Source organism: Pseudomonas sp. IT-93MI4 (assembly GCF_949767635.1).
GTDB lineage: Bacteria > Pseudomonadota > Gammaproteobacteria > Pseudomonadales > Pseudomonadaceae > Aquipseudomonas > Aquipseudomonas putida_A.
This window is the reverse complement of sequence record NZ_CATKPP010000011.1, coordinates 135,678-159,509: the sequence shown is the minus strand read 5'-3', so window position 1 is coordinate 159,509 and position 23,832 is coordinate 135,678. Positions and strand designations below refer to the sequence as shown.

The following is a 23,832-nucleotide window of genomic DNA, read 5'->3' as shown; positions in this document are numbered from 1 at the left end:
AACCCACGATCCAGAACCCTCGCCATCCCCCACAAACACCCGAGAACCCCCCCTGAAAAACCCCGCGCAGCTCCCGAGGTTTTTTCCTTTATCTGTCACCGGAAACTGCGAATTTCTCAGTGCGACTTAACCACGGACCCCGCTTGCGAAGGTCAGCGGTGAGTCTTCCCAGTGTCATGCAAGACCCCTGAAAACCTGTGTTCACAACCATCGTTGAAAAGGAGATTCTTCATGTTCAAGCGCACTCTGATCGCCGCTTCCCTGACCGTCGCCGCCCTGGCTTCCGCTCAAGCCATGGCCGTTACCGGTGGTGGCGCCACTCTGCCAGCCGCTCTGTACAAAGGTTCGGCCGACAGCATCCTGCCAGCCAACTTCAGCTACGCCGCCGTGGGCAGCGGTGCTGGCAAGACCGCTTTCCTGACCAACAACCCGGCCGGTTTCAGCACCACCGGCACCGTGCATTTCGCCGGTAGCGACTCGATCCTCAACGCTTCGGAACTCAGCACCTACAAGAACACTTACAACGCTTCGTACGGCCCGTTGATTCAACTGCCGTCGGTGGCCACTTCGGTTGCCATCCCGTACAAAAAAGCCGGCCAGACCGCGCTGAACCTGACCAGCGCTCAGCTGTGCGAAGTGTTCTCGGGCCAGAAAACCACCTGGGGTGCTCTGCTGGGTACTTCCGACGCGACCACGATCCGCGTTGTTTATCGCAACGTTTCCAGCGGCACTTCGGAAATCCTGACTCGTCACCTGAACTCGGTCTGCCCGACTCAGTTTGCGACCAACTCCACCTTCACCAGCGCTCGTATCGGCGGCATCGCTCTGCCTTCGAACTGGGTCGGCGTCGCCAACACTTCCGAAGTTGCCACTGCCGTGAACGCGGTTGACGGTTCCATCGGTTATGTAGGTCCGGACGGCGTCGATGCCACCAGCAACGCTGTTGTTGCTCGCATTAACGGTGTTCAGCCGACTGCGCTCAACGTGACGCTGGCGCTGTCGTCGGTCAATCCTCCGGCGAATGCTATCGATGCTGCCGATCCGTCCAAGTGGTCGCCAGTGGTTGCTAACCCGGCTTCGGGCTACAAACTGGCTGCCTACACCAACTTCATCTTCGGTCAGTGCTACAAGGATGCAACCGTGGCTGCGGCCGTCAAAGCCTTCCTGACTCAGCACTACAGCAACCCGGGCAACAACACTGCGACCCAGGCCCACAAGTTCGTCGCCGTGCCTAATGCCTGGAAAACCGCTGTGACCGCCAACTTCATCACCAACACTTCGGGCAACAACCTGGACATCAACAACGCCAGCGTCTGCAACGCTATCGGTCGTCCTTTGTAAGCTCGCGCGGTCGTAACACCGATGACGGCAACCTTCGGGTTGCCGTCATTTTTTTTGGCTCGAATACACGCCGAACATGAAGTTTGTGTGACATCCGTTCGGTCGCGCCCTCCGCCAACGGCCTATGTCGTAACAGCAGGTTTTTGCGCGCCTGCGGCCATATGTGGCAATCAAAAAAGGATCTCGTAGTGATGCTCGCTCGCCCATCCCGTCGTCGTACCCACGTTCAGTCCTTCCAGCGTGATGCCGTGGAGCCGGCGCTGTGGTTGCTCAAGCCATTGGCGCACGCGGTGGCGTTATGTCTGGTGGCGGGTAGCGCGCAAGCGCAGACGGCGTTCAGTTCGAGCTGGTTTGCCGCCAAGGGTGCGGCGCAGCAGGCCGCGGCTGCGCGTCCGAGCGTGGGGGGCCTGCCGGGGATGACACCGCCATTGGCCCAGCAGCAAAAAGCCAACCAGCAATTGCAGCGCTCGATTCAGACCTTGAATAACACGGTCGCCGCGATTGCCGCGCAACAAGCGGCGCAGGCGGCCGGGCGCGCCGCCGCATTGGGCACGGTACAGTTCGTGCCGGACGGCCTGGGCGAGGGTGGCTTGAAAGTCGATAACAGCCTGACCCAGGGTTGGCAGAACGCGAAGGGCCCGCAGCAGACCCAGGTCGATGGCAAAACCACAGTGACAATCGAGCAGACCGCCGACAAGGCCATTCTTAACTGGGAAACCTTCAACGTCGGTCGCAATACCACGGTCGATTTCGCCCAGCAGTCGAACTGGGCGGTGCTCAACCGGGTCAACGATCCGAATGCCCGGGCCAGCCAGATCCAGGGCCAGATCAAGGGCAACGGCACGGTGATGCTGATCAACCGCAACGGCATCGTGTTCAGCGGCAGCAGTCAGGTCAACGTGCGCAACCTGGTGGCCGCTGCCGCCAACATCACCGATATCCAGTTCCGTGATCGGGGTCTGTATTTCGACAGCACCGGCACCCAGCCGACGTTCACCGATGCCGCCGGCAAGGTGTTGGTGGAACGCGGTGCCTCCATCGACACCCACAAGCCGGCATCGTCCACCGCTGCCGGGGGTTATGCCTTGCTGCTCGGCAACGACGTGCAGAACGACGGCAGCATCAGTACCGCCAAGGGCCAGACCGTGCTCGCCGCCGGTGACCGTTTCTATATCCGCAAGGGCTCGGGCACCGAGGGCAATGCGCTGTCCACCACCTTCGGCAACGAAGTCATCCCCGGTTTCAAGGCCGGTGCCGTGGCGGGAAAAGTCACTAACAACGGCTTGATCCAGTCCGCCACCGGCGACATCACTCTGAGCGGTCACGAGGTGGTGCAGAACGGTGTCTTGCTCGCCAGCACATCAGTGGCGACGCGGGGCACGATTCACCTCACCAACCCGAGCACCGACAGCAACGGCAGCGTCACGCTGGGGCAGGGCAGTGCGACGGCGATCATGCTCGACAGCAGCGACCTGACGGCCCTCGACAGCCAGCATCAGGCCGCGCTGACGGGCGTCACGGCGAATAACCGGATCCGTGGCGACCAGTCGCGTATCGAGATACAGAGCGGCGGCAGTGTCGAGTTCCAGAACGGCTCGATCACCCTGGCCACCGGCGGCCAGGTCGCGGTCAGCGCACAACGCCGCAGCCTGGTGCGCGACGGCGCGATGATCGATGTATCCGGTGCCCTCGGCGTCAAAGTGGCAATGGAAAACAACAGCATCAAGATCAACGTGCAAGGCAACGAGCAGCGCGATGCCTCGGTCAACCGCGAGAAGGGCGCGCTCAACAGCAATGACATCTGGGTCGATGTGCGCGATCTGGTGTATGTACCGGCCGGCACCAACGGCTACGCCACGGATCGCTGGTACACCGCCGGTGGCCTGTTGGAAGTCGGTGGTTATCTCGGCACTCAGGGCCACAGCGTCGGCGAATGGATGGCTCAGGGCGGCACGGTGAGTTTTGCCGGCAACGACGTGGTCACGGAAAAAGGTTCGTTGATCAACCTGTCCGGCGGCACTCTGGATGTGCAGAGCGGCGAGATCCGCCAGAGCTGGCTGCGTGGCGCCGACGGCAAGTTGTATGAAGTGTCGCGCGCGCCGGGGGACCTGCTCTACAGCGGCCTGTACAAAGGCTATGAAGACAGCAGCCAACGCTGGGGCCAGACCCGTTATTACTACAGCCCGCTGATTGCCCCGCGCTCGCGTTTCGAGTCGGGTTACACCGTGGGCCGCGATGCCGGACAACTGGTGATCGCCACGGCCAACGCCGTGCTCGACGGGCAAATGATCGGCGAGGTGTATGAGGGCGAACGGCAGAATCAGGCGCCGAAACCGGTGCTCGATGGCTATGAGCAGAGCCAGACCGCGCTGGCCCGGCGGGCGCAATTGATCGTCGGCAGTTATGACCCGACCTTCGTCGCGGCGTCGAATGGCCTGCTCTACACCCTCGATCCATTGCTCGATCAGGTGCAGATCGGTGGCGCGCGTCCGGTCGCTGGCAACGATCCGGACTTGACCGGCGTGGTGTCCGATGCCCGCAAAGGCAAGCTGTATCTCGATAACGATCAGCTCAACGGATTCCGCCTCGGTGCACTCAAGGTTTCGGCCAAGGATCAGATCGCCGTTGACGGTGCGCTGACGGTCGATAACGGTGGCGACATCACCCTGTATTCCCCGGATGTTCAGATCGGCGCCGACCTGACCGCTCGCGGTGGCAGTCTGCGTCTGGGCAACGTACTCAATCAGTTCAATGGTGGCGCAAACACCGACACTCGCCTGGCGGCCCAAGCCGACAAAACCACGCAAACCCGCATCGTCGAGGGCGTGCATCTCGACACCCGAGGGCTGTGGAGCAACCTGCGCACCAACCCGGACGATAACGCCAGCCTCGCGTATCTGAACGGTGGCCTGATATCGATCCGCAGCAGCGGTGATATCGACGTCGCTGCCGGCAGCCTGCTCGACGTTTCTTCCGGTGGCGCCATACTCGCCAATGGCAAGACCCGGGGCGGCAAGGGCGGTGATTTGACGCTGGAGTCCAGTGCCATTTCCGCGCCGGGCACATCGCATCTGAACCTCAATGGCGAACTGCGCGGTTACGGCGTCACGGGCGGCGGCACCTTGACGGTGCAGGCCAACAGGATTCTCGTCGGCCAGACGGATAAAGCCCTGGCAGACAATACCCTGCAACTGTCCACTGACCTGTTCGGCAAGGGGTTCTCCGCCTACAACCTGATCGGTCTCAACGGGCTCGACGTTGCCGAAGGCGCCGCGATTGATGTGACCCTGCCGGTGTACCGTTTCGGTGATGCGGCACCCAACCAGGTCAGTGGCGCCGATCCGCGAACGGCGCTGGAACTGTGGTCACCGACGCTGTTCCAGGAAAACCCGACTAAGGGCGTGCTGACCCAACGTGCCGGCGCCAGCCTGACACTGCAAGGTGGCGCGACGCTGGTCGGTCTGATAGACGCGGCCAACAGCCCCCTGACCCTGGGCCGTGGCTCGCGCATCAGCGTCGACCCGGGACAGAGTATCAAGCTGCGCGGTGCCGGGCAGATCACTGTCGACGGTGAACTGAATGCCTGGGGCGGCACGATCGATATTCGTCAGCAACAATTCGGCTCGATCCAGCCGGCCACTTCGATTCAAACGGCTGATCCGAGCGCACATGACCGCTCGATCTGGATCGGCGAGCAGGCCGTGCTGGATGTCGCCGGGCGTGCGAATACGGCGACCGACACCCTGGGCCGCACTTACGGGCAGGTCGGCAAGGGCGGCAGCCTCATCATCGGCGGCGAGATCGATGCGAAGCTGGCAACCGCCACGGCTGCCGATGCCTACGTGATTGTACGTCCGGGCGCGCGGCTGGATGCCTCGGGCACCGAGGCCGTTCTGGATATCGCCGGTCAAGGCCCGACTCGTATCGCAACGGACGGCGGGCGCATCAGTTTGAGTTCCTATAACGGTCTTTTCGTTGAAGGCAACTTGCGTGCGGCGGCGGGTGGCGTCGGGGCGGCCGGTGGTCGTCTGGAACTGGCGCTGGAGACGCCGTTGTATTCCGATTCGGCGAGCAACGCGGTGCGCTCGCCGAGGGAAATGATCATTGGTCAAGCGGCAGGGAACGGGCTGCTGCCCGCGAACCTGCAACCCGGCGAAGGCGCCGATGGCTTGCGTTACGGTCAAGCCCGTCTGAGTGCCGATGGCTTGATGACGGGCGGTTTCGACAATCTCAGCCTGCTGAGCAACGGTCTGTTGTCGTTTGACGGTGACGTCAATCTGCGCATGAATCAAAGCCTCAGTCTCTTCGCCGCAGCGCTGTCTCTCGCCGAGAATTCCAAAGGCACGGCACGGATCGACTTGAGTGCTCCGTACCTGCGCCTGTCGGGTGTGGGCACCTACTTCGCCGGCTTCAACATGATGCGCCCACGGTTGCTCCCTGGCCCGACGGCCCGATCGTCCGATGCAACGTTCAATGCCTCCGCGAATTTGTTGGACGTGGGCAATGGCCTGTCCTTCGGGACTCAGGGTTCGATCCTGCAACGGCAGGCGCCGGCCGTTGAATACAGCCGTCGGGCTTTCGGTCTGGTGAGCCTCGACAGCAGCGGCGACCTGCGCTTCCTCGCGCCGAATGATGGTGCGGAGAAAACCAGGCTGTGGACGCCGGGCGACTTGAACCTCGGTGCGGCGCAGATCTATCCCGCCACCGGCATTCAGGCTGAGGTGCGTGCCGGTTATCAGGGCGCCGTCCCGGTTTCCGAACACACCTTGCGGATCAGCGGCCACGGCGCGGCACCGACTGCGGTGCCGTACTCGGCATTCGGAAAGCTGATTTTTTCCGCCGCGTACATCGAACAGGGCGGTGTCTTGCGTGCACCGCTGGGCAAGATCGTATTGGGTGACGATTTGCTCAGCACCACTCACGAGGTTCGTCTTCTGCCGGGCAGTCTGACTTCGGTCAGCGGTGCCGGTCTGGTCATGCCGTACGGTGGCACCACGGACGGTATCGACTATCGCTATAACGGCAAATCCGTGGTGCTCAACGGCATCTCCGGCGAAACATCAGGCGTGTCGATCGGCACGCAGTTCGCCGATGTGCAAAGCGGTGCGGTCATCGACCTGTCCGGCGGTGGCGATCTGCGTGGCGCCGGTTTCGTGTCCGGTCGCGGGGGTTCCACCGATGCACGTTTCAACCCGCTGGTGCGCAATGCGACTGACGGCACCTTCAGCCTGCCGGGGCTGGCGAGCAACCCGGTGTATGCCATCGTGCCCGGCAACCAGAGCAGCTACGCGCCGATGCTGGCCGAAGCGGGTGCGGGCGATCCGCGCATTGGCCAGCAGATCACTATTGGCGCCGGTGTGCCGGGGTTGGCGGCGGGTACTTACACACTGTTGCCGTCAACGTTTGCCTTGATGCCCGGCGCGTTCCGGGTTGAGGTAAACGGTCAGGCGACGCCCGGCGTGACAACGGACGCGCTGCCATTGCGCAATGGCTCATGGATCAGCAGTGGGCAGCTGTCGATTGCCAATACCGGCTTGCGAGAGAGCCTGGCCAGCCAGCTCATTCTCACGTCTGCCGACGTGTTGCGTCGTTATTCGCAGTACAACGAAACCGGATTCACTGCATTCATCCAGAGCGACGCCGCTCGGCGCGGTGTGCCACGCGCGCTGGCACCGATGGACGGCAAGACCCTGGATTTGCGCCTGGCCCCCGGTGGCAAGCAAGACATCGCTTTGCAGTTCAATGGGCGCGCACTGTTCGCGGCCGCCGAGGGCGGCATGACCGGTACGGCGGTGGTCCGCGGCGGCAATGCCGGGAGCAGCTTCGAGATACTGGGTGCGGGCCGTGCATCGACACCGGGTTTCAACGGTGTGTCGCTGTACGCCGACACGCTCAACAGCCTCAACGCGGGGCGGCTGACCATCGGTGCGATGCCGAATGTCTTGTACAACACGACCGCTAACATCATCGGCTTCCTGGGCGCGAGTGAAAGTATTGTCTTGCGTGAAGGGGCGATTCTGTCTGCGCCGCAGGTTTTGCTGCGTACCACGTCAACGCTTGGCGGCATCACCGTCGAGGCGGGAGGCGGGATCAATACGCTGGGGCGTGGCAACGTGGCCTACGACTCGCTGGCCGGTTACGTTTATGAGCCGAAAGGTTCCAGCCTGTTGGTCGTTTCCAACGGCTGGACCAATGTGCTGGCGCCGGAAGCGGCCAGCGGCATCAGCGGCGCGGGCAGCATCCGGATCGGCACTTGCGCAGCGAGTGCGTGCAACAATCCGGCCCTGCTGTATTCGAACGGCAGTATCACGGCCGCTACGGATAACCAGTTCGAACTCGGTGAAGCGGTGCGTTTCGGCACCCGTCATCTCGCACTGTCGGTCGGCTCGGTCAATACCGGCAGCGCCGAAGCACTTGCAGCGGCGGGCAGCCGCGTGCCCGCCGGCCTCACGCTCAATCAGAACGTACTCGACCGCTTGCTGCGCGGTGATACGCAGTTTGCCGCGCCGGCCCTGGAAACCCTGAGCCTGACCACTCGCGACGCCTTCAATTTCTACGGCAGCGTGAGCCTCGACACGATCGATCCACAGACCGGTCAGAGCAAACTGCAGAACCTGGTGCTGGTCACCCCGGCGATCTACGGTCTGGGCGATGCCAACGATGTGGCGAGCATCCGCACGGCCAACCTGATCTGGAACGGCGCTACCCAGAGCCCTGGCGCTGTCATCACGGGTGGTGCGGGCACCGGCAGCGGCACGCTGGATATTCAGGCCCAGCGGATCGAACTGGGTTACGGCCCGATGCCTCAGGCCAGCGGGCTGGATCAGAACAATCGTCTGGCGCTGGGTTTTGCCAACGTCAACCTCAGCGCCAGCGAGCGCATCACCGCCAATCACAAGGGCAGCCTGGCGGTGTATCAGGAGCAGGGCGCGTACGATCCGCTCACGGGTTATCGCTACAGCGGCGGCAATCTGAATCTGCGTACGCCGTTGCTCACTGGCGAGGCGGCATCGGTCAGTCTGCTGAAGGCCGGCAACAGCCTGACGCTCAGCGGCGCCGGGGCTGCCGGAGTGGCCAATGCCTTGGGGGCGGAGTTGAACCTTGAAGCCCGCAATATCGTGCTGGACAGCCGTATCGCCTTGGCCAGCGGTAAGCTGACAGTCAAGTCCGAAGACGATCTGACCCTCGGCATTGCTGCCGCGCTGGACTTGGCCGGGCGCACCTTGCCGTTCAACGATGTCAGCAAATACAGCTGGGGCGGCGACGTATCGCTGTACAGCGCCAACGGTAATATCCGTCAGGCTGCGGGCTCGCGAATCGATCTGTCGGCGAAGAACAATCAGGCCGGTACTCTCAGCGTCGTCGCGTTGGCCGACGCGGCCGGGGTGGTCGATCTGCGAGGCGAGATCCTTGGCGGCAGCAGCGGTTACTACGACGCCGGGGGCACGTTGGTGCCGTACAAAGCCGGTGGCGTGGACATTCGCGCGCAGCGCCTGGGAGGTGACGCCACCGAGCAATTCGCCGCGCTCAATCAGCGTCTGAACGCCGGGCAGGTGTACGGCAGCCGCAGCCTGCAACTCAAGCAAGGCAATCTGGTGATCGGCGACGGTCTCAAGGCTGGTGAGATCAATGTGTCGGTGGACAATGGCAGCCTGACGGCGACCGGTCTGATCGATGCCAGCGGCGAACGAGTCGGCAGCATTCGTCTGTCGGCGAAAAATGGCCTGACGCTGACTGGCAGCAGCGTGCTCGATGCCCATGGTCGCGTGCTGCGCGTCGACAGCTACGGCGAGATCATCGATGCGCCGAACCGCGCCACGGTCGAACTGAATTCCGGCGATGGCTTGCTCACGCTGGGCAGCGGCGCGCGCATCGACCTGCGCCACGGCACCGATGCCGTGCCCGGTTTCCTCGCGGGGCAACACGATGGAATGCTGCGCGGTACGCTGGAGCTGAACGCGCCGCGCCTGGGCAGCAATGACATCGCCATCGACGCCAGCGGTGCGTTGACCATTCAGGGCGTACGCTCCATCGGCCTCAACGGTTTGCGCCGCTATACCGATGCCCGCGAGGGTGTCGATCAGGCAGTCAGTGGCCGGCCGTATCAAGTCATCGATCAGGCCATGCTCGAACGCATTCACGGCGACAGCACTGACTTTATCAACGCCGCACTGGGCAACAACGATCTGCTGCAACGCAAACTCGCCGGGTTGAATAACGCCACGTATGCCGATGCGTTCCATTTGCGGCCCGGGGTGGAGATCGCGAGCAAGACGGCTGACGGTGATCTGGTGGTGGAGGGCGATCTGGATTTGTCCGGTTACCGCTACGCCAGTCTCAATCCGCACACGCAGCTGAACCCTTCCGTATATGGTTCCGGCGAAGCGGGCAGCCTGGTGATTCGCGCCGGTGGCAACCTCGATATTTACGGCAGCATCAATGACGGCTTCGCGCCGCCACCGGAAACCCAGGATGACGCCGGCTGGAAACTGATTGCCGGTGTGCAGCCGTTCGGCGGCGATCTGATCGTGCCGGGCAGTGGAGTGACGCTGGCCGAGGGCACGCAGTTTCCGCTGGGGGCGACACTCAATTACGACGTGATGATTCAACCAGCGGTTCTGGCCAGTGGCACGTTGCTGCCGACTCAAGCTGTGCTGAACGAGGCGTATACCTTCAGCGCCGGCACGGTGCTGGCGGGGGCGATTCACGACAGCAACGGTCATCTGCTGTACGCCGCCGGTACGCTGCTCAGCGACAGCGTGACGTTGCCTGCCGACACACGCCTGGGGGCCGGCATTCGCTTGAACAAGGCCACCGCCCTGCACGCGATGAACTGGCCCAAGGGGGTGCCGTTGCCCAGCGTTTACGACGCAGATCTGACGACCTCCTCCGGGGTGAAATTAAAGGGCGAGCTGGCCTTGTTGCGCGGTTCGCTGATTCCGTCGATGACCGATGTGAAGCTCGCCGAAGGCACTTCGCTGATCGAGTTGCGGCCGTTCAACGGCACACAACAGGGCAAGAACTGGGCGGTGGCCAGCATGCTGCCGTCGGGCAGTGCGTCGTGGTCGATGCGCGTGGTCGCCGGTGCAGATCTGGCTGCGGCCGATAGTCGTGCGGTCAAACCGCTGACCCCGGAAGGCAATCTGCGGCTGGCGGACAGTCATTACGGCGTCAACATCACCACGGCGGCGGGCAAGCTGGTCTGGGCTCCGGATAATCCCTTCTTTACGCCCTACGAGCCGGTCCCTGATGACATGCTCGAGTACTGCCAGCAGATTGCCGACTTGTGCGTACCCATGGCCCGTTGGGTCTGGGCGCCAGGCAGTGGAATGGGGCCGGACTACGAACCGGTTCCCGAGGAGGCCCAATTCATTTGTGATCTGCAGCCGGAACTGTGCATCGGCAACAATCCCGGGAAAACGGCCAAGGCCCATATGCAGATGTTCAGTGTTCTGCGCACCGGCACGGGTGATCTCGACCTGATCGCCGCCGGCAATCTGAGCATGGATTCACCGTTCGGCGTGTACATCGCCGGCACCCAATCAGCGAATATCGACCCGCTCTATAACCAGCCGCGCGGGCATCTTTCGGATAACGATTCGGTGTTGGGTACGGCCGGTGCCGCTTATGAAAAATGGGTCGACGGCGGCAGCGACAGCCTCTATCAGGCCTGGTATCCGCAGATGGGCGGCAACCTGACAATCAATGCCGGTGGCTCGGTTTCCGGTGATTCGGTCGGGACGAAAGCTCAATCGACAGCGAGCGGGTTCCGCGAGCAGATGGCCAGTGTGGCAGTGGGCAACTGGCTGTGGCGTCAAGGCACGGGAAACCCGGATGTGCCCACGGCCTGGTGGATCAACTTCGGCAGTTATTCCACCCAAATGAACTCAGATCGGGTGATCAACACTGAACCCTACCTGGTGGGTTTCACCGGTTTCGGTACCTTGGGCGGTGGCAATATCAGCCTGCGGGCTGGTGGTGATGCCGGCATGCTCAAACCGGTAGGCGATGCCGTTAACTACCCGCGCGGTCAGGGGCTGATCGTCGCAGTAGGCAGCACCGGTCGAGTCGCCAGCGATGGCAGTCTGCAGATGACCGGTGGTGGTGACATGGACATTCGTATCGGCGGCGCGCTCAACCCTTCGCTGCAAGCGCGGGCCGGAGAAACCGGCTTCGGCCAACCGAATCATGATCTGCAGGGCGCGCTGATCAACCTGCGCGGCGCGGCACACATGACGGGTGGAGCACTCGGCGGCATCAACCTGCAGTACGGCGCCGGCGCCGTGTTCAATGATCTTCGGGAAACCCGCGCACTTGATCCGTTTACCTCGACCACCGGTAGTGCTTCCGGAGGCGTGGTGCTGATTCCGGGTGACTCGGGCATGAGCCTGAGCAGCCGCGGTGATCTGGTGTTGGGCGGTGCCGCGGATCCTGGGCGAGTGAGTCTGATGAACGCCAGCCCGATCATGGCGGCCGACGCAAGCGTTGAGCAGGGCGGTATCCTCAGTGGCTTTTCATTGTGGACTGACCACACGGCAATCGATCTGTTCTCGGCTGGCGGGAACCTGACGCCGGGCACACAGATAGCAGAATTCAGTACATCCAACGGCCTGATCACGGGCCGCAATACCTCGCCTACCGACGGCCGATTTGTCTACCCATCGATTCTGCGCGCGGTGGCGGGCCAAGGGTCCGTTTATGCAGGGCCATCCGCGACATTCATTGGCGTAAACAACTACCCGCTGCAAGGTTACTCACTGCTTCTGGCGCCGTCGAAGTCGGGGCAGCTTGAACTGCTGGCAGGTGACTCTATCTACGCCGGTGGCTATGCGATCAACCAGTCGGGGGCCAGCCCGATGGCCGTGGCTACCCCGTTCAAACCGGCATTCAATGCTTACGCCAACAGCAACGCCGGAAAACCGCTGCGCACCAACTACAGCGACGATGGCGTGGCGGCAGATGGCAACGTGCGATATCCGCTGTTTGCCTATGGTCCCAACACCTACTCGGGATCGAACGACGTACAGGGGCCGGCGCGATTCTATGCGCTGACGGGGGACCTGGTGGGCATTCGCAGTGGCGAAACGTTGAGCTTTTCCACTTCCAGACGCACCTGGTACGAAGCGGCGGGGCCTGTGTGGATGATCGCCGGACGCGACATCGTTGCCTCTGGCACTGCCCTGGGGCAGCCTGCGGCCGTGCCGACAGTGGAAATGAGTAGCGGCAAGGAGGACATTTTTTCCACCGGCAACCTGTTCGTCCACAATGACCTGCGAGATGTATCGCGCGTCTCGGCGGGCCGCGACATTCTCTACAGCAGCTTCGATATCGCCGGACCTGGAACGCTGGATATCAATGCCGGGCGCAACATCCTGATGGAAAACCGCGCCAGCATCACCAGTCTCGGCTCGATAGTGGCCGGGGATTCGCGGCCTGGTGCCAGCGTGGTATTGCAGGCGGGCGCAGGCGCGCAGGGGCCGGATTACACAAAGTTCATCGCCCGTTACCTGAATCCGCAGAACCTTGCTGATCCGAATGCCTCTCTCAACGGCCAGCCGGGCAAAGTGGTCAAGACCTACCTCGACGAGTTGCAGAGCTGGCTGACCCTCGGTTACGGCTTCAGCGGCAACGCAGAGCAGGCACAGGCGTTCTATGCCGCGCTGCCAAGTGCCGAGCAGGCGATCTTTGCGCGGCAGGTGTACTTCGCCGAACTGCGCGCAGGCGGGCTGGAGTACAACGACGCTGACGGCCCACGCAAGGGCAGTTATCTGCGCGGTCGCAACGCCATCGCCGCACTGTTCCCGAGCACCGATGTGGCGGGCAATCCACTCCGTTACGACGGCGACATCACGCTCTACGGTGGTGCCGGGGTCAAGACGCTGTTCGGCGGCGATATCCAGATGCTCACGCCCGGTGGTGGTCAGGTGTTCGGCATAGAAGGCGCAGCACCACCTTCCACCGCCGGGATCATCACTCAGGGTTCGGGCAACATTCAGCTCTACTCGCAGGGCAGCATTCTGCTGGGGCAGAGCCGGATAATGACCACCTTCGGCGGCTCGATCCTCGGCTGGTCGGCCGAGGGCGACATCAACGCCGGTCGCGGCTCGAAAACCACTGTGGTCTACACCCCGCCGAAACGGGTTTACGACACTTGGGGCAATGTAACCCTGTCGCCTTCGGTGCCGAGCACCGGTGCGGGTATCGCCACCCTTAACCCGATTGCCGAAGTGGCGCCGGGAGACATCGACCTGATCGCGCCGCTGGGCACCATCGACGCTGGCGAGGCGGGGATTCGCGTGTCGGGCAACGTCAACATCGCTGCGCTGACCGTGGTCAACGCTGCCAACATCGCCGTGCAAGGCAAGACCAGTGGCGTACCGGTGGTGGCTGCGGTGAACACCGGGGCGATCACCTCGGCCAGTTCGGCGGCATCTTCGGCAACCCAGGCCGCTGAGGACGTGGCGCGTCAGCAGCAAGCAGCAGCGCGGCAGAACCAGGCGTCGGTGTTCACCGTGCAGGTGCTGAGCTTCGGCAACGAACAACTGGCGCCGAGCCGTGATGGTGCCAGTCGTGCGCCGGCGGCCGGCTACAACCCGAACAGCCCGGTGCAGGTGCTGGGAGCGGGGGCACTGGATGAACAGGCGAAGCAGCAGTTGACCGAGGAGGAACGGGGGCAGCTGACGTTGTAAAGGACTCTCGTGTAGTACTTCGGGCGGCCGGTTGGTCGCCCTTTTTTTGTGTGGATGGGGGAAAGCTTAGGGATACGCCTGTCGAGCGTGCAAAAGGTTGAGAATCTCGATCCGGTCGGTTACCCGATAAACCACGACGTAGTTGGGATGGACAACAATTTCCCGGGTGCCGGCGACCCGGCCGAAGCGATAAAGGCAGGGGTGACGTGGAAGGGCCGAGGTAGCCGCTTCGATCGCGGCGTTCAGTTGACTGGCCGCAACGGCGTTACGGTCAGCGATGTAGTTCAGGGTTTGCCAGAGTTGAGTGCGAGCTTCAGGTCGCCAGTCAACCCGCACTGTTTTTGTTGAGTTTCGATTCGATGAGGGCGCGCATCTCGGCCATCACCTGCTCGTGGGGGATGTTGGGCCGCGGATCATCCATCGAGGCCTGTACCTGTGCCCGGAACCAGCGATCGTAGCTGGCAGCCTGCTCTGGGGTTTCGAAGTCTGAAACGATAAGGGAAAGTTCGGCGCTCATAATGACCTCCATGATCAATGTGAAGCAGTCTAAGGGGGATGTGGCTCGCTGTCGTCACTGGCAAGACGAAGTGCGCAGTATCCATTGGTGCGAGCGATAACGCAGTCAGACGTTTCCGTGGATCAAGTGGGCATTTCCACGGGGGCTGTAGGCTTCATCACACCTGTGGGAGCGGGCTTGCTCGCGAAAGCAATCTGTCAGTAACCAATACGTTGCCTGACACGGCGCTTTCGCGAGCAAGCCCGCTCCCACATGGCATGGCGGCGCAGGTCAGAAGGCGTAGGGGATGCTGACCTTGGCCCAAAGCATTTCGCCCTCCGGCCGGTTTTCCACGTCAAACTCCTTGGCCCAGCGAATCTCCGCACTGGCGTATTTGAGGAAGGTCAGGTGCAGCGCCGGGCCAATCGCGAAGACTTTGCCGCGCACGCCGTCATCCACATCCTGCCCGGCGAATTGCACGGTGTGGCCGTACTGTTTGTCGTCGGTGGTCTGCTTGAGGTAATAGCCGTTAAGGCCGAGCATCACATCGTCGGTGATCTTGTAGCTGGCCGAGTAATCGAAGTGGAAGATCTGCCCGGACTTGTAGTCGGTGTCCTTGTTCTTCTCGTTGAAGCTGTAAGTGGTCTTCATCGACACTTCGGTCTTGTCGGTCGGCAGCCAGGTGAAGGAGAACAGCGGCTTGTAGGTGTAGAAATTGTTGCTGGTGTTGGCCAGCCGATCGACGCTGTATTCGCCGGTGGGCACGGTGATCTCCACGGCAGCACCCAGGGTCAGGTTCTTGCCCATGTCCCACAGGATGATCGGCGCAACGGTGGTGTCACCCATGCCTTCGCGGGTATCGCTGAGACCGAATACCGAGACTTCCTGCTTGAGCCAGGGCTGGGCGATGTAGCCGGCCAGGCGTCCGCCGAACACGCGTACCGGGCTCAGGTAATCAATACGCGGGATCACCGCCGTGGATTCGATTTCGACATTCGGCACCTTGCCGCCCAACGAGCTGATGTTGAGCTTGGTCGACTTGTAATGGTTGTAGTAGAGGTTGAACGCGACCATGTTCTGCGGAAGGCTGTCGACTTCCAGCGGCAGCATGAAAAATCCGTCGGTGCCGGGGCCGATGTTGTCCACGCCGGCTTCGGTGGCCAGGGCCGGCAGGGACGCGGTGCAACCGAGCAAGGTCAGTGCCAGACGCAAGGGGAAAGTGGCGCGGTTCGGGCTCATGGCTGTCCTCATTATTATTGTGGTGGGACGTGGCGCCGGTACGCAGAACGTCCGGCACCATAGAAATAAGCGCTTGGCGCCCGCTGGGGCAGGGTATTGGCGGACAGTTAGGGGGACTTCTGCGGACAGTCGGCCAACCCTGTGCTAACTTCTTTCGACATAACCGGTTACAAAAATAACAATCAAGCGTGATCCGGAATGTCAGCCCCCATGAACGTAAAAGTCCAAGACCCCACTTTTGAATTGGCGCTGGTCTCGCCGTTCCTCCTGCAAACCCTCGCCGAAGTCGTGCACAACAAAGGCGTCGACCCCGAAAGCCTGTGCCGTGGCCTGGGTTTCACCCTCGAAGATCTGCAGGATCCGGCGCAGCGGATTTCCTACCGCCAGGCCGTGGCGATGATTCAGCGTGCGCTCAAAGTACTGCCAAATCAGGGCCTGGGGCTGTGGGTCGGCGCGCAGAATGTGTTGGGTACGCTGGGGCTGCTCGGCCACGTACTGTCGCTATGCAAGACCTTGCGCGATGCCTTTGCCCTCGGCATCCGCCACCAGCACACCTCCGGCGGAATCGTGGTGTCCAGCGTCGATGTGATCGGCGATCAGGTGCACCTCGATGCCGAATGTCGCTTACCGTTTGCCGATGTGCAGGTGTTCGCGGTCGAAGAGTTTTTCGCCAGCCTGCTGGTGTACGGCCGGGCCTTGGCGGGCCATGAGTTCAAGGCGATCGCCGTGGAGTTTGTGCACGCTGCACCGGATTATCTGAGCGAATACCACCGCTTGCTCGGGCCCGATGTGCGCTTCGGCTGTCTGCACAATCGCATGCTGATCGATGCCCGGTGGCTGGACGTCAACCTGCCCAATCACCATTCGCTGGCGCTGCGTCAGGCGGTTGCGTTGCTGGAGCTGGAAGCGGCGCAGGTACATCAGAAACTCGATCTGATTCAAGCAGTGGAGCGGGCGATTGCCCGGGACTTGAGCAGAGGCAGCCATATCGAAAAAATCGCCGGCGACCTGAACATGAGCAGCCGCACCCTGCGCCGCCGTTTGACCGAGCACGCGCTGACCTTCGAAGCGCTGCTGGAACAGGTGCGTCAGGCGCGCACGATGAGTCTGCTGGCCAATCCGGACATGCCGATCGAGCGGATTACCGAAGAAGTCGGCTACAGCGATGTGCGCAGCTTTCGCCGGGCGTTCAAGCGTTGGACGGGGATGAGCCCGAGTGCGTGGCGGCATGACACATCTCCTGCCTGAACACGAACACTGTGGCGAGGGGATTTATCCCCGATCGGCGGCGCAGCCGTCGCGAATTCTGAAAGCTCGGTATTTCAGTAGTCCGAGATTGCAGGGTTGGGGCCGCTTCGCTGCCCATCGGGGATGAATCCCCTCACCACAGGACTCTGTGAACTCCGATATTGGCGTCTCAACCCCACAAACCCTCCGGCCACAGGTAAACTCCCGCGCACTTTCCCAAGGAGTTCACATGAGTTACTACCAGCCGGGCATTCTCGCCACCCCTGTTCCTGCGCAAGCACGTCACCTGTTTTTTGCCCTTGCGTCGGCTGAAGCACTGCCGCAGGCGATCGACAACCTGATGAATCTGGTGGACGGCAAGTCGGCTGTGATCGGTTTCGGTGAATCCCTGACCAAAGCCCTGAACGTGCAAATCGACGGTCTGCGCAGCTTTCCGGCCATGAGCGGCGTCGGCGTGGAAAACCCGTCGACCCAGCACGCGCTGTGGGTCTGGCTGCACGGTGTTGACCGGGGTGAATTGCTCAATCGCTGCCACGCCTTCGAAGCCGCGCTGGCCCCGGCGCTGCGCCTGGTAGACATGCAGGAAGCCTTCCGCCACAAGGACGGCCATGATCTGACGGGCTACGAAGACGGCACTGAAAACCCGCACGATGACGCCGCGATCGCCGCCGCGTTGCTGGGCGAGGGCGCTGATGGTCTGGTCGGTGGCAGCTTTGCCGCGATCCAGCAGTGGCAGCACGACCTCAAGGGTTTCCATAAGCTGTCCGCCGAAGACAAGGACAACATCATGGGCCGTCGCTTGAGCGACAACGAAGAGATCGACGACGCGCCAGTCTCCGCCCACGTCAAACGCACCGCCCAGGAAAGCTTCGCCCCCGAAGCGTTCGTCGTGCGCCGTTCGATGCCGTGGATCGACGGTGATCGCGCCGGCCTGATGTTCCTCGCCTTCGGTTTTTCGCTGGACGCCTTCGAGGCCCAACTGCGGCGTATGAGCGGTCTGGAAGACGGCATCACTGACGGTCTGTATCGCATCAGCCGACCGATCACCGGCGGCTACTACTGGTGCCCGCCGCTGAAGGACGGCCACCTCGATCTGCGCGCGTTGCGCATCGGCTGAGTGTTTCAAACAAAGGGAATTGAGCATGGACGTGGTGCGGTGGGGCATGATCGGTTGCGGCAGCGTCACTGAACGCAAGAGCGGGCCGGCCTTTTACAAGGCGCCCGGTTCGGCGTTGGTGGCGGTGATGGGCCGGCGCCTTGAAGCGGTGACCGAATACGCCTCGCGCCATGGCATCGCTCGGGTTTATACCGATGTCGATGCACTGATCAACGACCCCGAGGTGGACGCGGTGTACATCGCCACGCCACCCGACAGCCACCACGCCTACAGCCTGAAAGTCGCCGCCGCCGGCAAGCACTGCTGTGTCGAGAAACCGATGGCGCTCAACGCCGGACAAAGCCGCGAAATGCAGCAGGCATTTGCTGACGCCGGTCTGTACCTGTTCGTTTCCTACTACCGCCGTTCGTTGCCGCGCTTTGCCCAGGTTCGGCAATGGCTGGCGCAGGGCCGCATCGGTGAGGTGCGGCATCTGAGCTGGACGCTGACCAAGGCGCCGTCAGCGGCGGATCTGGACGGCAGCGCCAACTGGCGAACCGACCCGAGCGTGGCCGGCGGCGGCTACTTTGCCGATCTGGCCAGCCATGGTTTTGACCTGTTCCAGTACCTGCTCGGCGACATCGCTGAAGTCGCCGGTTTCACCGCCCGGCAAGCCGGGTTGTATGCGGCGGAAGATGCGGTCAGCGCCAGTTGGCGGTTTGCCTCGGGCGCGCTGGGCATGGGTTGCTGGAGCTTTGTGGCGGATCGGCGCGAGGATCGGGTAGAGATTATCGGCAGTCAGGGTCGGATCGCGTTCTCCGTGTTTGACGAGCATCCGGTGCAGCTGTTCGCCGATGAGCAGATCAGCCTGGAGATCCCCCATCACGAGCACATTCAGTGGCATCACGTGCTGGGCATGAATGCGCATATTCGTGGCGATTCGCAGCATCCGGCCGTCGCCGAACAAGCCCTCAAAACCGATTGGGTGATGGACCAGATCCTCAAACGGCACTGATCCTCCAGACCACAACACCATTTCCTTGTGGGAGGGGGCTTGCTCCCGAAGAGGCCGGCATTGCTGGTATTTACATCGCCTGACACACCGCCTTCGGGAGCAAGCCCCCTCCCACAAGAGTCTGTGTGTCGTCGTGTCTAAGGTTATGCCCAAACAATATTTCTCAAGCTTGTCATAACGTCTCTAAGATCACGTCATAACTCGTTATAACAAGTGATCCCTGATGACCGATAACGTCCTGTCCCTCAGTAGCGTCCCGTTGCACACCCAACTGCGCGATGTCCTGCGCGCACGCATTCTTGACGGCGAATACCCGCAAGACAGCCAGATGCCGTCCGAAAGTGAGCTCGGCACGCTGTTCAAAGTCAGCCGCATCACCGTGCGTCAGGCACTGGGCGATCTGCAGAAGGAAGGGCTGATCTTCAAGATCCACGGCAAGGGCACCTTCGTCGCCAAGCCGAAAACCTTCCAGAACGTCAGCAGCCTGCAAGGCCTCGCCGAGTCCATGACCGGGCGCGGTTACGAGGTGATCAACCGCCTGCGCAGTTTCAAATTCATCCCTGCCGACAAACGAGTTGCCGAGCGCCTGCAAGTCGCCGAAGGCGAAACGGTGGCGCAGATCAAACGCGTACGCCTGATCAACCGCGAGCCGATCTCACTGGAAATCACCTACCTGCCCAAAGCCGTCGGCGAACGGCTGGAGAAGGCCGATCTGGTGACTCGCGACATCTTCCTGATTCTGGAAAACGACTGCGGCATCGCCCTCGGTCACGCCGATCTGGCGATCGACGCGGTGCTGGCTGACAGCGACCTGACCCAGGCGCTGAACGTCGAGGCCGGCTCGCCGATCATGCGCATCGAACGTCTGACCCACGACGCCAACGGCCAGCCGCTGGACTTCGAACACCTTTACTACCGTGGCGATGCATTCCAGTACCGCCTGCGGATCGACCGGCAAAAAGGGGCGTGACATGACCCGCAAGACCTTGGAACAGGAATACGACATCGTCGTGATCGGCGGCGGCACCGCCGGCCCGATGGCGGCGATCAAGGCCAAAGAGAAGAACCGCGACCTGCGCGTGCTGCTCGTCGACAAGGCCAACGTCAAACGCAGCGGCGCGATCAGCATGGGCATGGACGGCCTGAACAACGCGATCATCCCTGGGCACTCGACGCCGGAGCAGTACACCAAGGAAATCACCATCGCCAACGACGGCATCGTCAATCAGGCGGCGGTGTATGCCTACGCCACTCACAGCTTCGAAACCATCGAGCAACTGGATCGCTGGGGCGTGAAGTTCGAGAAGGACGAGACCGGTGATTACGCGGTGAAAAAAGTCCACCACATGGGCGCCTACGTGCTGCCGATGCCGGAAGGGCACGACATCAAAAAGGTCCTTTACCGCCAGTTGAAACGCGCGCGGGTGAGCATCACCAACCGTCTGGTCTGCACCCGCTTGCTCACCGACGAGGAGGGCGCGGTCAACGGGGTGATGGGCTTCGATTGCCGCAGCGCCGACTTCCATGTGATCAAGGCCAAAGCGGTGATCCTCGCGTGCGGCGCGGCCGGTCGCCTCGGTCTGCCGTCCTCGGGTTACCTGATGGGCACCTATGAAAACCCGACCAACGCCGGCGACGGCTACGCCATGGCCTATCACGCCGGGGCCGAGCTGGCCAACCTCGAATGCTTCCAGATCAACCCGTTGATCAAGGACTACAACGGCCCGGCCTGCGCCTATGTGACCGGCCCGCTGGGCGGCTACACCGCCAACAACAAGGGTGAACGCTTCATCGAGTGCGACTACTGGAGCGGTCAGATGATGTGGGAGTTCCACCAGGAACTGGAAAGCGGCAATGGCCCGGTGTTTCTCAAACTCGATCACCTGGCCGAGGAAACCATCCAGAACATCGAAGAGATCTTGCACAGTAACGAGCGCCCGAGTCGTGGTCAGTTCCACGCCAATCGCGGCACCGATTACCGCACGCAGATGGTCGAGATGCACATCTCGGAGATCGGCTTTTGCAGCGGCCATTCGGCGTCCGGGGTGTGGGTCAACGAGCGGGCCGAAACCTCGGTGAAAGGCTTGTACTCGGCGGGTGACATGGCCGCCGTGCCGCACAACTACATGCTCGGCGCGTTCACCTACGGCTGGTTTGCCGGGCACAACGCGGCGGACTTCGTCGCCGGGCGCGAGTTCTCGACGCTGGATGCCGCGCAGATCGAGAAAGAGCAAGCGCGGGTCTATGCGCCGCTGGATCGCGAACAGGGTCTGCCGCCGGCACAGGTCGAGTACAAGCTGCGGCGCTTCGTCAACGACTACCTGCAACCGCCGAAAGTGACCAAAAAAATGCAGATCGGCTTGCAGCGTTTCAGCGACATCGAACGCGACCTTGATCAGATGAAGGCCAACAACGCCCACGAATTGATGCGCGCGATGGAAACCAGCGTGATCCGCGATTGCGCCGAAATGGCTGCGCGCGCCTCGCTGTTCCGCGCCGAGAGCCGCTGGGGCCTGTACCACTACCGCGTCGATCACCCGCAGCGCAACGACAGCGAGTGGTTCTGCCATTGCCACCTGAAGAAGGGTGAAGACGGCCGCATGACCAGTTTCAAGAAACCCGTCGAGCCGTACATCATCCCGCTCGATGCCGAAGAAATGCAGGCCTATGACCGCTTGCGGGTCGGCGCATTTGCCGCTTGATACACCACAAAAAGAGAGTCCGAACCATGGCCTATCAAGCCCAGGAAATCTTCTTCCGCTCCAACGCCCCGGTCACTGTGGACGAGGAAAAATGCATCGCCGAGAAGGGCTGCACCGTGTGCGTCGACGTCTGCCCGATGGACCTGCTGGCGATCAACCCGGCCACGCAAAAGGCCTACATGGCGTTCGATGAATGCTGGTACTGCATGCCTTGTGAAAAGGACTGCCCGACAGGTGCCGTCAAAGTCGACATCCCTTATTTACTGCGTTAAACGCTTTCCCCTGTAGGAGTGAGCCTGCTCGCGATAGCGGTGTGTCAGACAACACGTCGCCATCTTATGCACCGCTATCGCGAGCAGGCTCACTCCTACAAAGATCTACGACACCCTGAAGCTACCCGGAAACACCCGGACGCTGGATTCACCCAAAACCCCTCGTTTCCCACCGCGCCCTGATCGCGGCGGAGACGAACATCCAATAAATGATTCGAGGGGAAACACACCATGTTGCGTGCAGCAATCGCCGGTCTGGTACTGGCTTCATTCACCCTGTCGGCCTCGGCCGAAACCATCCGCATCGCCATCGGCACCCAGGACACCACCATCAATTGCGCCGCCGGCGGCCTGTTGATTCGTGAACTCGGTCTGCTCGACAAATACCTGCCGCACGACGGCGCCTACAAAGACGCGAAATACGACGTGCAGTGGAAAAACTTCACCAGCGGCGCGCCGCTGACCAACGAGATGGTCGCCGGCAAACTCGACTTCGGCGCCATGGCCGATTTCCCCGGCGCGTTCAACGGTGTGGCGTTCGAAACCGCCGGCAAGCACAGCCTGTTCATCAGCGTGTTGTCGGGCAGCATCAAGGGCAGTGGCAACGGCATCGTGGTGCCGAGCGCGTCCGGGGTGCAGGCGCTGAGTGAGCTCAAGGGCAAAACCATCTCGGTGCCATTCGCTTCGACCGCCCACGGCATGTTGCTGCGCGCGGTGGCGGAGCAGGGCTGGGACCCGCTCAAAGACGTGAACATCATCGCTCAGCCGCCGGAAGTCGCAGGCTCTGCATTGCAGGCCGGCAAGATCGACGCCCACGCCGATTTCGTGCCGTTCGCCGAACTGTTCCCGAGCCGTGGTTTCGCCCGCAAGATTTACGACGGCGCCCAGGCCAATGCGCCGACTTTCCACGGCGCGCTGGTCGATCAGGCCTACGCGAAACAGTACCCGGAAATCGTTGTCGCCTACCTGCGGGCGAGCATCGAGGCCAATCAGTTGCTGGCTGCTGAGCCTGAGAAGTACAGCGAGCTGATCGCCAAGGTCACCGGCGTCGATGCCGAGGTCAACTACCTGTTCCACGGCCCGCTTGGCGTGCAGACCCGCGACCTGAGCTGGAAGCCGGAATACCGTCAGGCGGTGGGCACCGCGATCGACACCCTGAAGCTGCTGAAGAAGGCCGATCGTGGCCTCGACCTCAACACCTTCATCGATGATCAGTACATCCGCGCCGCCTTCAAGGCCTCGAATCTGGACTACACCGCGCAACTCGCCAACTACGCGCAAACGCCGTTGAAAGCGCTGGATGCGGTGACCGGCAAAGCCATCACCGACTTCAGCCACGTCGCCGAAATCTGGGTGCGGGGCGAAGACAAAGTACGCCAGTACGCCTCCGCCGAATCGGCCTTCACCGCGTTGGCCGCTCTGAAACAGGAAGGCAAAAACATCCGCGCGGTGTATGCCCAGGCCAGTGACAGCGGGATCAAGCTGCTTGCTGATCAGGCGTGGTTCGCCAGCGATGCCAAGGGCCGCTTGAGCGCGTTTCTGCTCAAGGGCCAGGCGCAGCAATATGCGGCGGCGCAGGGTGGCAAGGTCTTCGACTTTACCGACGCCACGACCCAGGCCGTGGCTGCCCGCTAACCCGCAGAACACCTCGGTCAACTGTGGGAGGGGGCTTGCTCCCGAATGCGATGTGTCAGGCAATTATTTTTTTCTGGTACACCGCATTCGGGAGCAAGC

12 protein-coding genes are annotated in these 23,832 nt (G+C 62.1%); 9 read left to right on the top strand and 3 right to left on the bottom strand.

The features are described 5' to 3' along the window. The first annotated feature begins 231 nt into the window (after positions 1 to 231). The gene (locus tag ACM6I7_RS07885) at positions 232 to 1,341 is read left to right on the top strand and encodes a substrate-binding domain-containing protein (protein WP_027613652.1); all 1,110 of its coding nucleotides are present in this window, start codon (positions 232 to 234) and stop codon (positions 1,339 to 1,341) included. Between the two features lie 191 nt (positions 1,342 to 1,532). After that, a complete protein-coding gene (locus tag ACM6I7_RS07880; RefSeq protein ID WP_414888287.1) occupies positions 1,533 to 14,030 on the top strand; it encodes a filamentous haemagglutinin family protein in 12,498 nt (4,165 codons plus the stop codon). A gap of 66 nt (positions 14,031 to 14,096) precedes the next feature. Here ACM6I7_RS07880 and ACM6I7_RS07875 read toward each other — a convergent pair whose 3' ends face one another. The 3 genes from ACM6I7_RS07875 to ACM6I7_RS07865 all read right to left on the bottom strand — a co-directional run bounded on the left by ACM6I7_RS07875 (position 14,097) and on the right by ACM6I7_RS07865 (position 15,765). After that, a complete protein-coding gene (locus ACM6I7_RS07875; RefSeq protein ID WP_081730269.1) occupies positions 14,097 to 14,366 on the bottom strand; it encodes a type II toxin-antitoxin system RelE/ParE family toxin in 270 nt (89 codons plus the stop codon). Further along, complete coding sequence (locus tag ACM6I7_RS07870) at positions 14,356 to 14,547, bottom strand: hypothetical protein (protein ID WP_003225628.1); 192 nt, start codon at positions 14,545 to 14,547, stop codon at positions 14,356 to 14,358. The genes ACM6I7_RS07875 and ACM6I7_RS07870 overlap by 11 nt, the downstream gene beginning before the upstream one ends. A gap of 270 nt (positions 14,548 to 14,817) precedes the next feature. Beyond that, on the bottom strand, positions 14,818 to 15,765 hold the full coding sequence (locus tag ACM6I7_RS07865; RefSeq protein WP_414888286.1) for a transporter: 948 nt from the start codon (positions 15,763 to 15,765) through the stop codon (positions 14,818 to 14,820). Positions 15,766 to 15,975: 210 nt separating this feature from the next. On the opposite strand from ACM6I7_RS07865, the gene ACM6I7_RS07860 reads away from it, so the two are divergent. From ACM6I7_RS07860 to ACM6I7_RS07830, 7 genes are all read left to right on the top strand, one after another. Next, positions 15,976 to 17,013, top strand: coding sequence for an AraC family transcriptional regulator (locus tag ACM6I7_RS07860; protein ID WP_027613655.1), 1,038 nt, complete (start codon positions 15,976 to 15,978; stop codon positions 17,011 to 17,013). 229 nt (positions 17,014 to 17,242) lie between these two features. After that, complete coding sequence (locus ACM6I7_RS07855) at positions 17,243 to 18,130, top strand: Dyp-type peroxidase (protein WP_414888285.1); 888 nt, start codon at positions 17,243 to 17,245, stop codon at positions 18,128 to 18,130. A 25-nt stretch (positions 18,131 to 18,155) separates the two neighbouring features. After that, positions 18,156 to 19,124 carry a Gfo/Idh/MocA family protein gene (locus ACM6I7_RS07850; protein WP_414888284.1) on the top strand — a complete coding sequence of 323 codons (969 nt, stop codon included), beginning with the start codon at positions 18,156 to 18,158 and terminating at the stop codon, positions 19,122 to 19,124. A gap of 223 nt (positions 19,125 to 19,347) precedes the next feature. Beyond that, positions 19,348 to 20,094, top strand: coding sequence for a GntR family transcriptional regulator (locus ACM6I7_RS07845; protein ID WP_166497284.1), 747 nt, complete (start codon positions 19,348 to 19,350; stop codon positions 20,092 to 20,094). A 1-nt stretch (position 20,095) separates the two neighbouring features. Further along, positions 20,096 to 21,826: a fumarate reductase/succinate dehydrogenase flavoprotein subunit gene (locus ACM6I7_RS07840; protein ID WP_134786558.1), complete on the top strand. Its 1,731-nt coding sequence runs from the start codon at positions 20,096 to 20,098 to the stop codon at positions 21,824 to 21,826. A gap of 26 nt (positions 21,827 to 21,852) precedes the next feature. After that, positions 21,853 to 22,098, top strand: a complete 246-nt coding sequence (locus ACM6I7_RS07835) for a ferredoxin family protein (RefSeq protein WP_122601799.1) — start codon at positions 21,853 to 21,855, stop codon at positions 22,096 to 22,098. A 231-nt stretch (positions 22,099 to 22,329) separates the two neighbouring features. After that, on the top strand, positions 22,330 to 23,733 hold the full coding sequence (locus ACM6I7_RS07830) for an ABC transporter substrate-binding protein (RefSeq protein WP_027613660.1): 1,404 nt from the start codon (positions 22,330 to 22,332) through the stop codon (positions 23,731 to 23,733). Positions 23,734 to 23,832: the final 99 nt, after the last annotated feature.

Coding starts and splice junctions, on each gene's coding strand:
- ACM6I7_RS07845 (WP_166497284.1), top strand. CDS start 19,348: ATGACCGATAACGTCCTGTCCCTCAGTAGCGTCCCGTTGCACACCCAA.
- ACM6I7_RS07840 (WP_134786558.1), top strand. CDS start 20,096: ATGACCCGCAAGACCTTGGAACAGGAATACGACATCGTCGTGATCGGC.
- ACM6I7_RS07885 (WP_027613652.1), top strand. CDS start 232: ATGTTCAAGCGCACTCTGATCGCCGCTTCCCTGACCGTCGCCGCCCTG.
- ACM6I7_RS07835 (WP_122601799.1), top strand. CDS start 21,853: ATGGCCTATCAAGCCCAGGAAATCTTCTTCCGCTCCAACGCCCCGGTC.
- ACM6I7_RS07860 (WP_027613655.1), top strand. CDS start 15,976: ATGAACGTAAAAGTCCAAGACCCCACTTTTGAATTGGCGCTGGTCTCG.
- ACM6I7_RS07865 (WP_414888286.1), bottom strand. CDS start 15,765: ATGAGCCCGAACCGCGCCACTTTCCCCTTGCGTCTGGCACTGACCTTG.
- ACM6I7_RS07855 (WP_414888285.1), top strand. CDS start 17,243: ATGAGTTACTACCAGCCGGGCATTCTCGCCACCCCTGTTCCTGCGCAA.
- ACM6I7_RS07880 (WP_414888287.1), top strand. CDS start 1,533: ATGCTCGCTCGCCCATCCCGTCGTCGTACCCACGTTCAGTCCTTCCAG.
- ACM6I7_RS07870 (WP_003225628.1), bottom strand. CDS start 14,547: ATGAGCGCCGAACTTTCCCTTATCGTTTCAGACTTCGAAACCCCAGAG.
- ACM6I7_RS07850 (WP_414888284.1), top strand. CDS start 18,156: ATGGACGTGGTGCGGTGGGGCATGATCGGTTGCGGCAGCGTCACTGAA.
- ACM6I7_RS07830 (WP_027613660.1), top strand. CDS start 22,330: ATGTTGCGTGCAGCAATCGCCGGTCTGGTACTGGCTTCATTCACCCTG.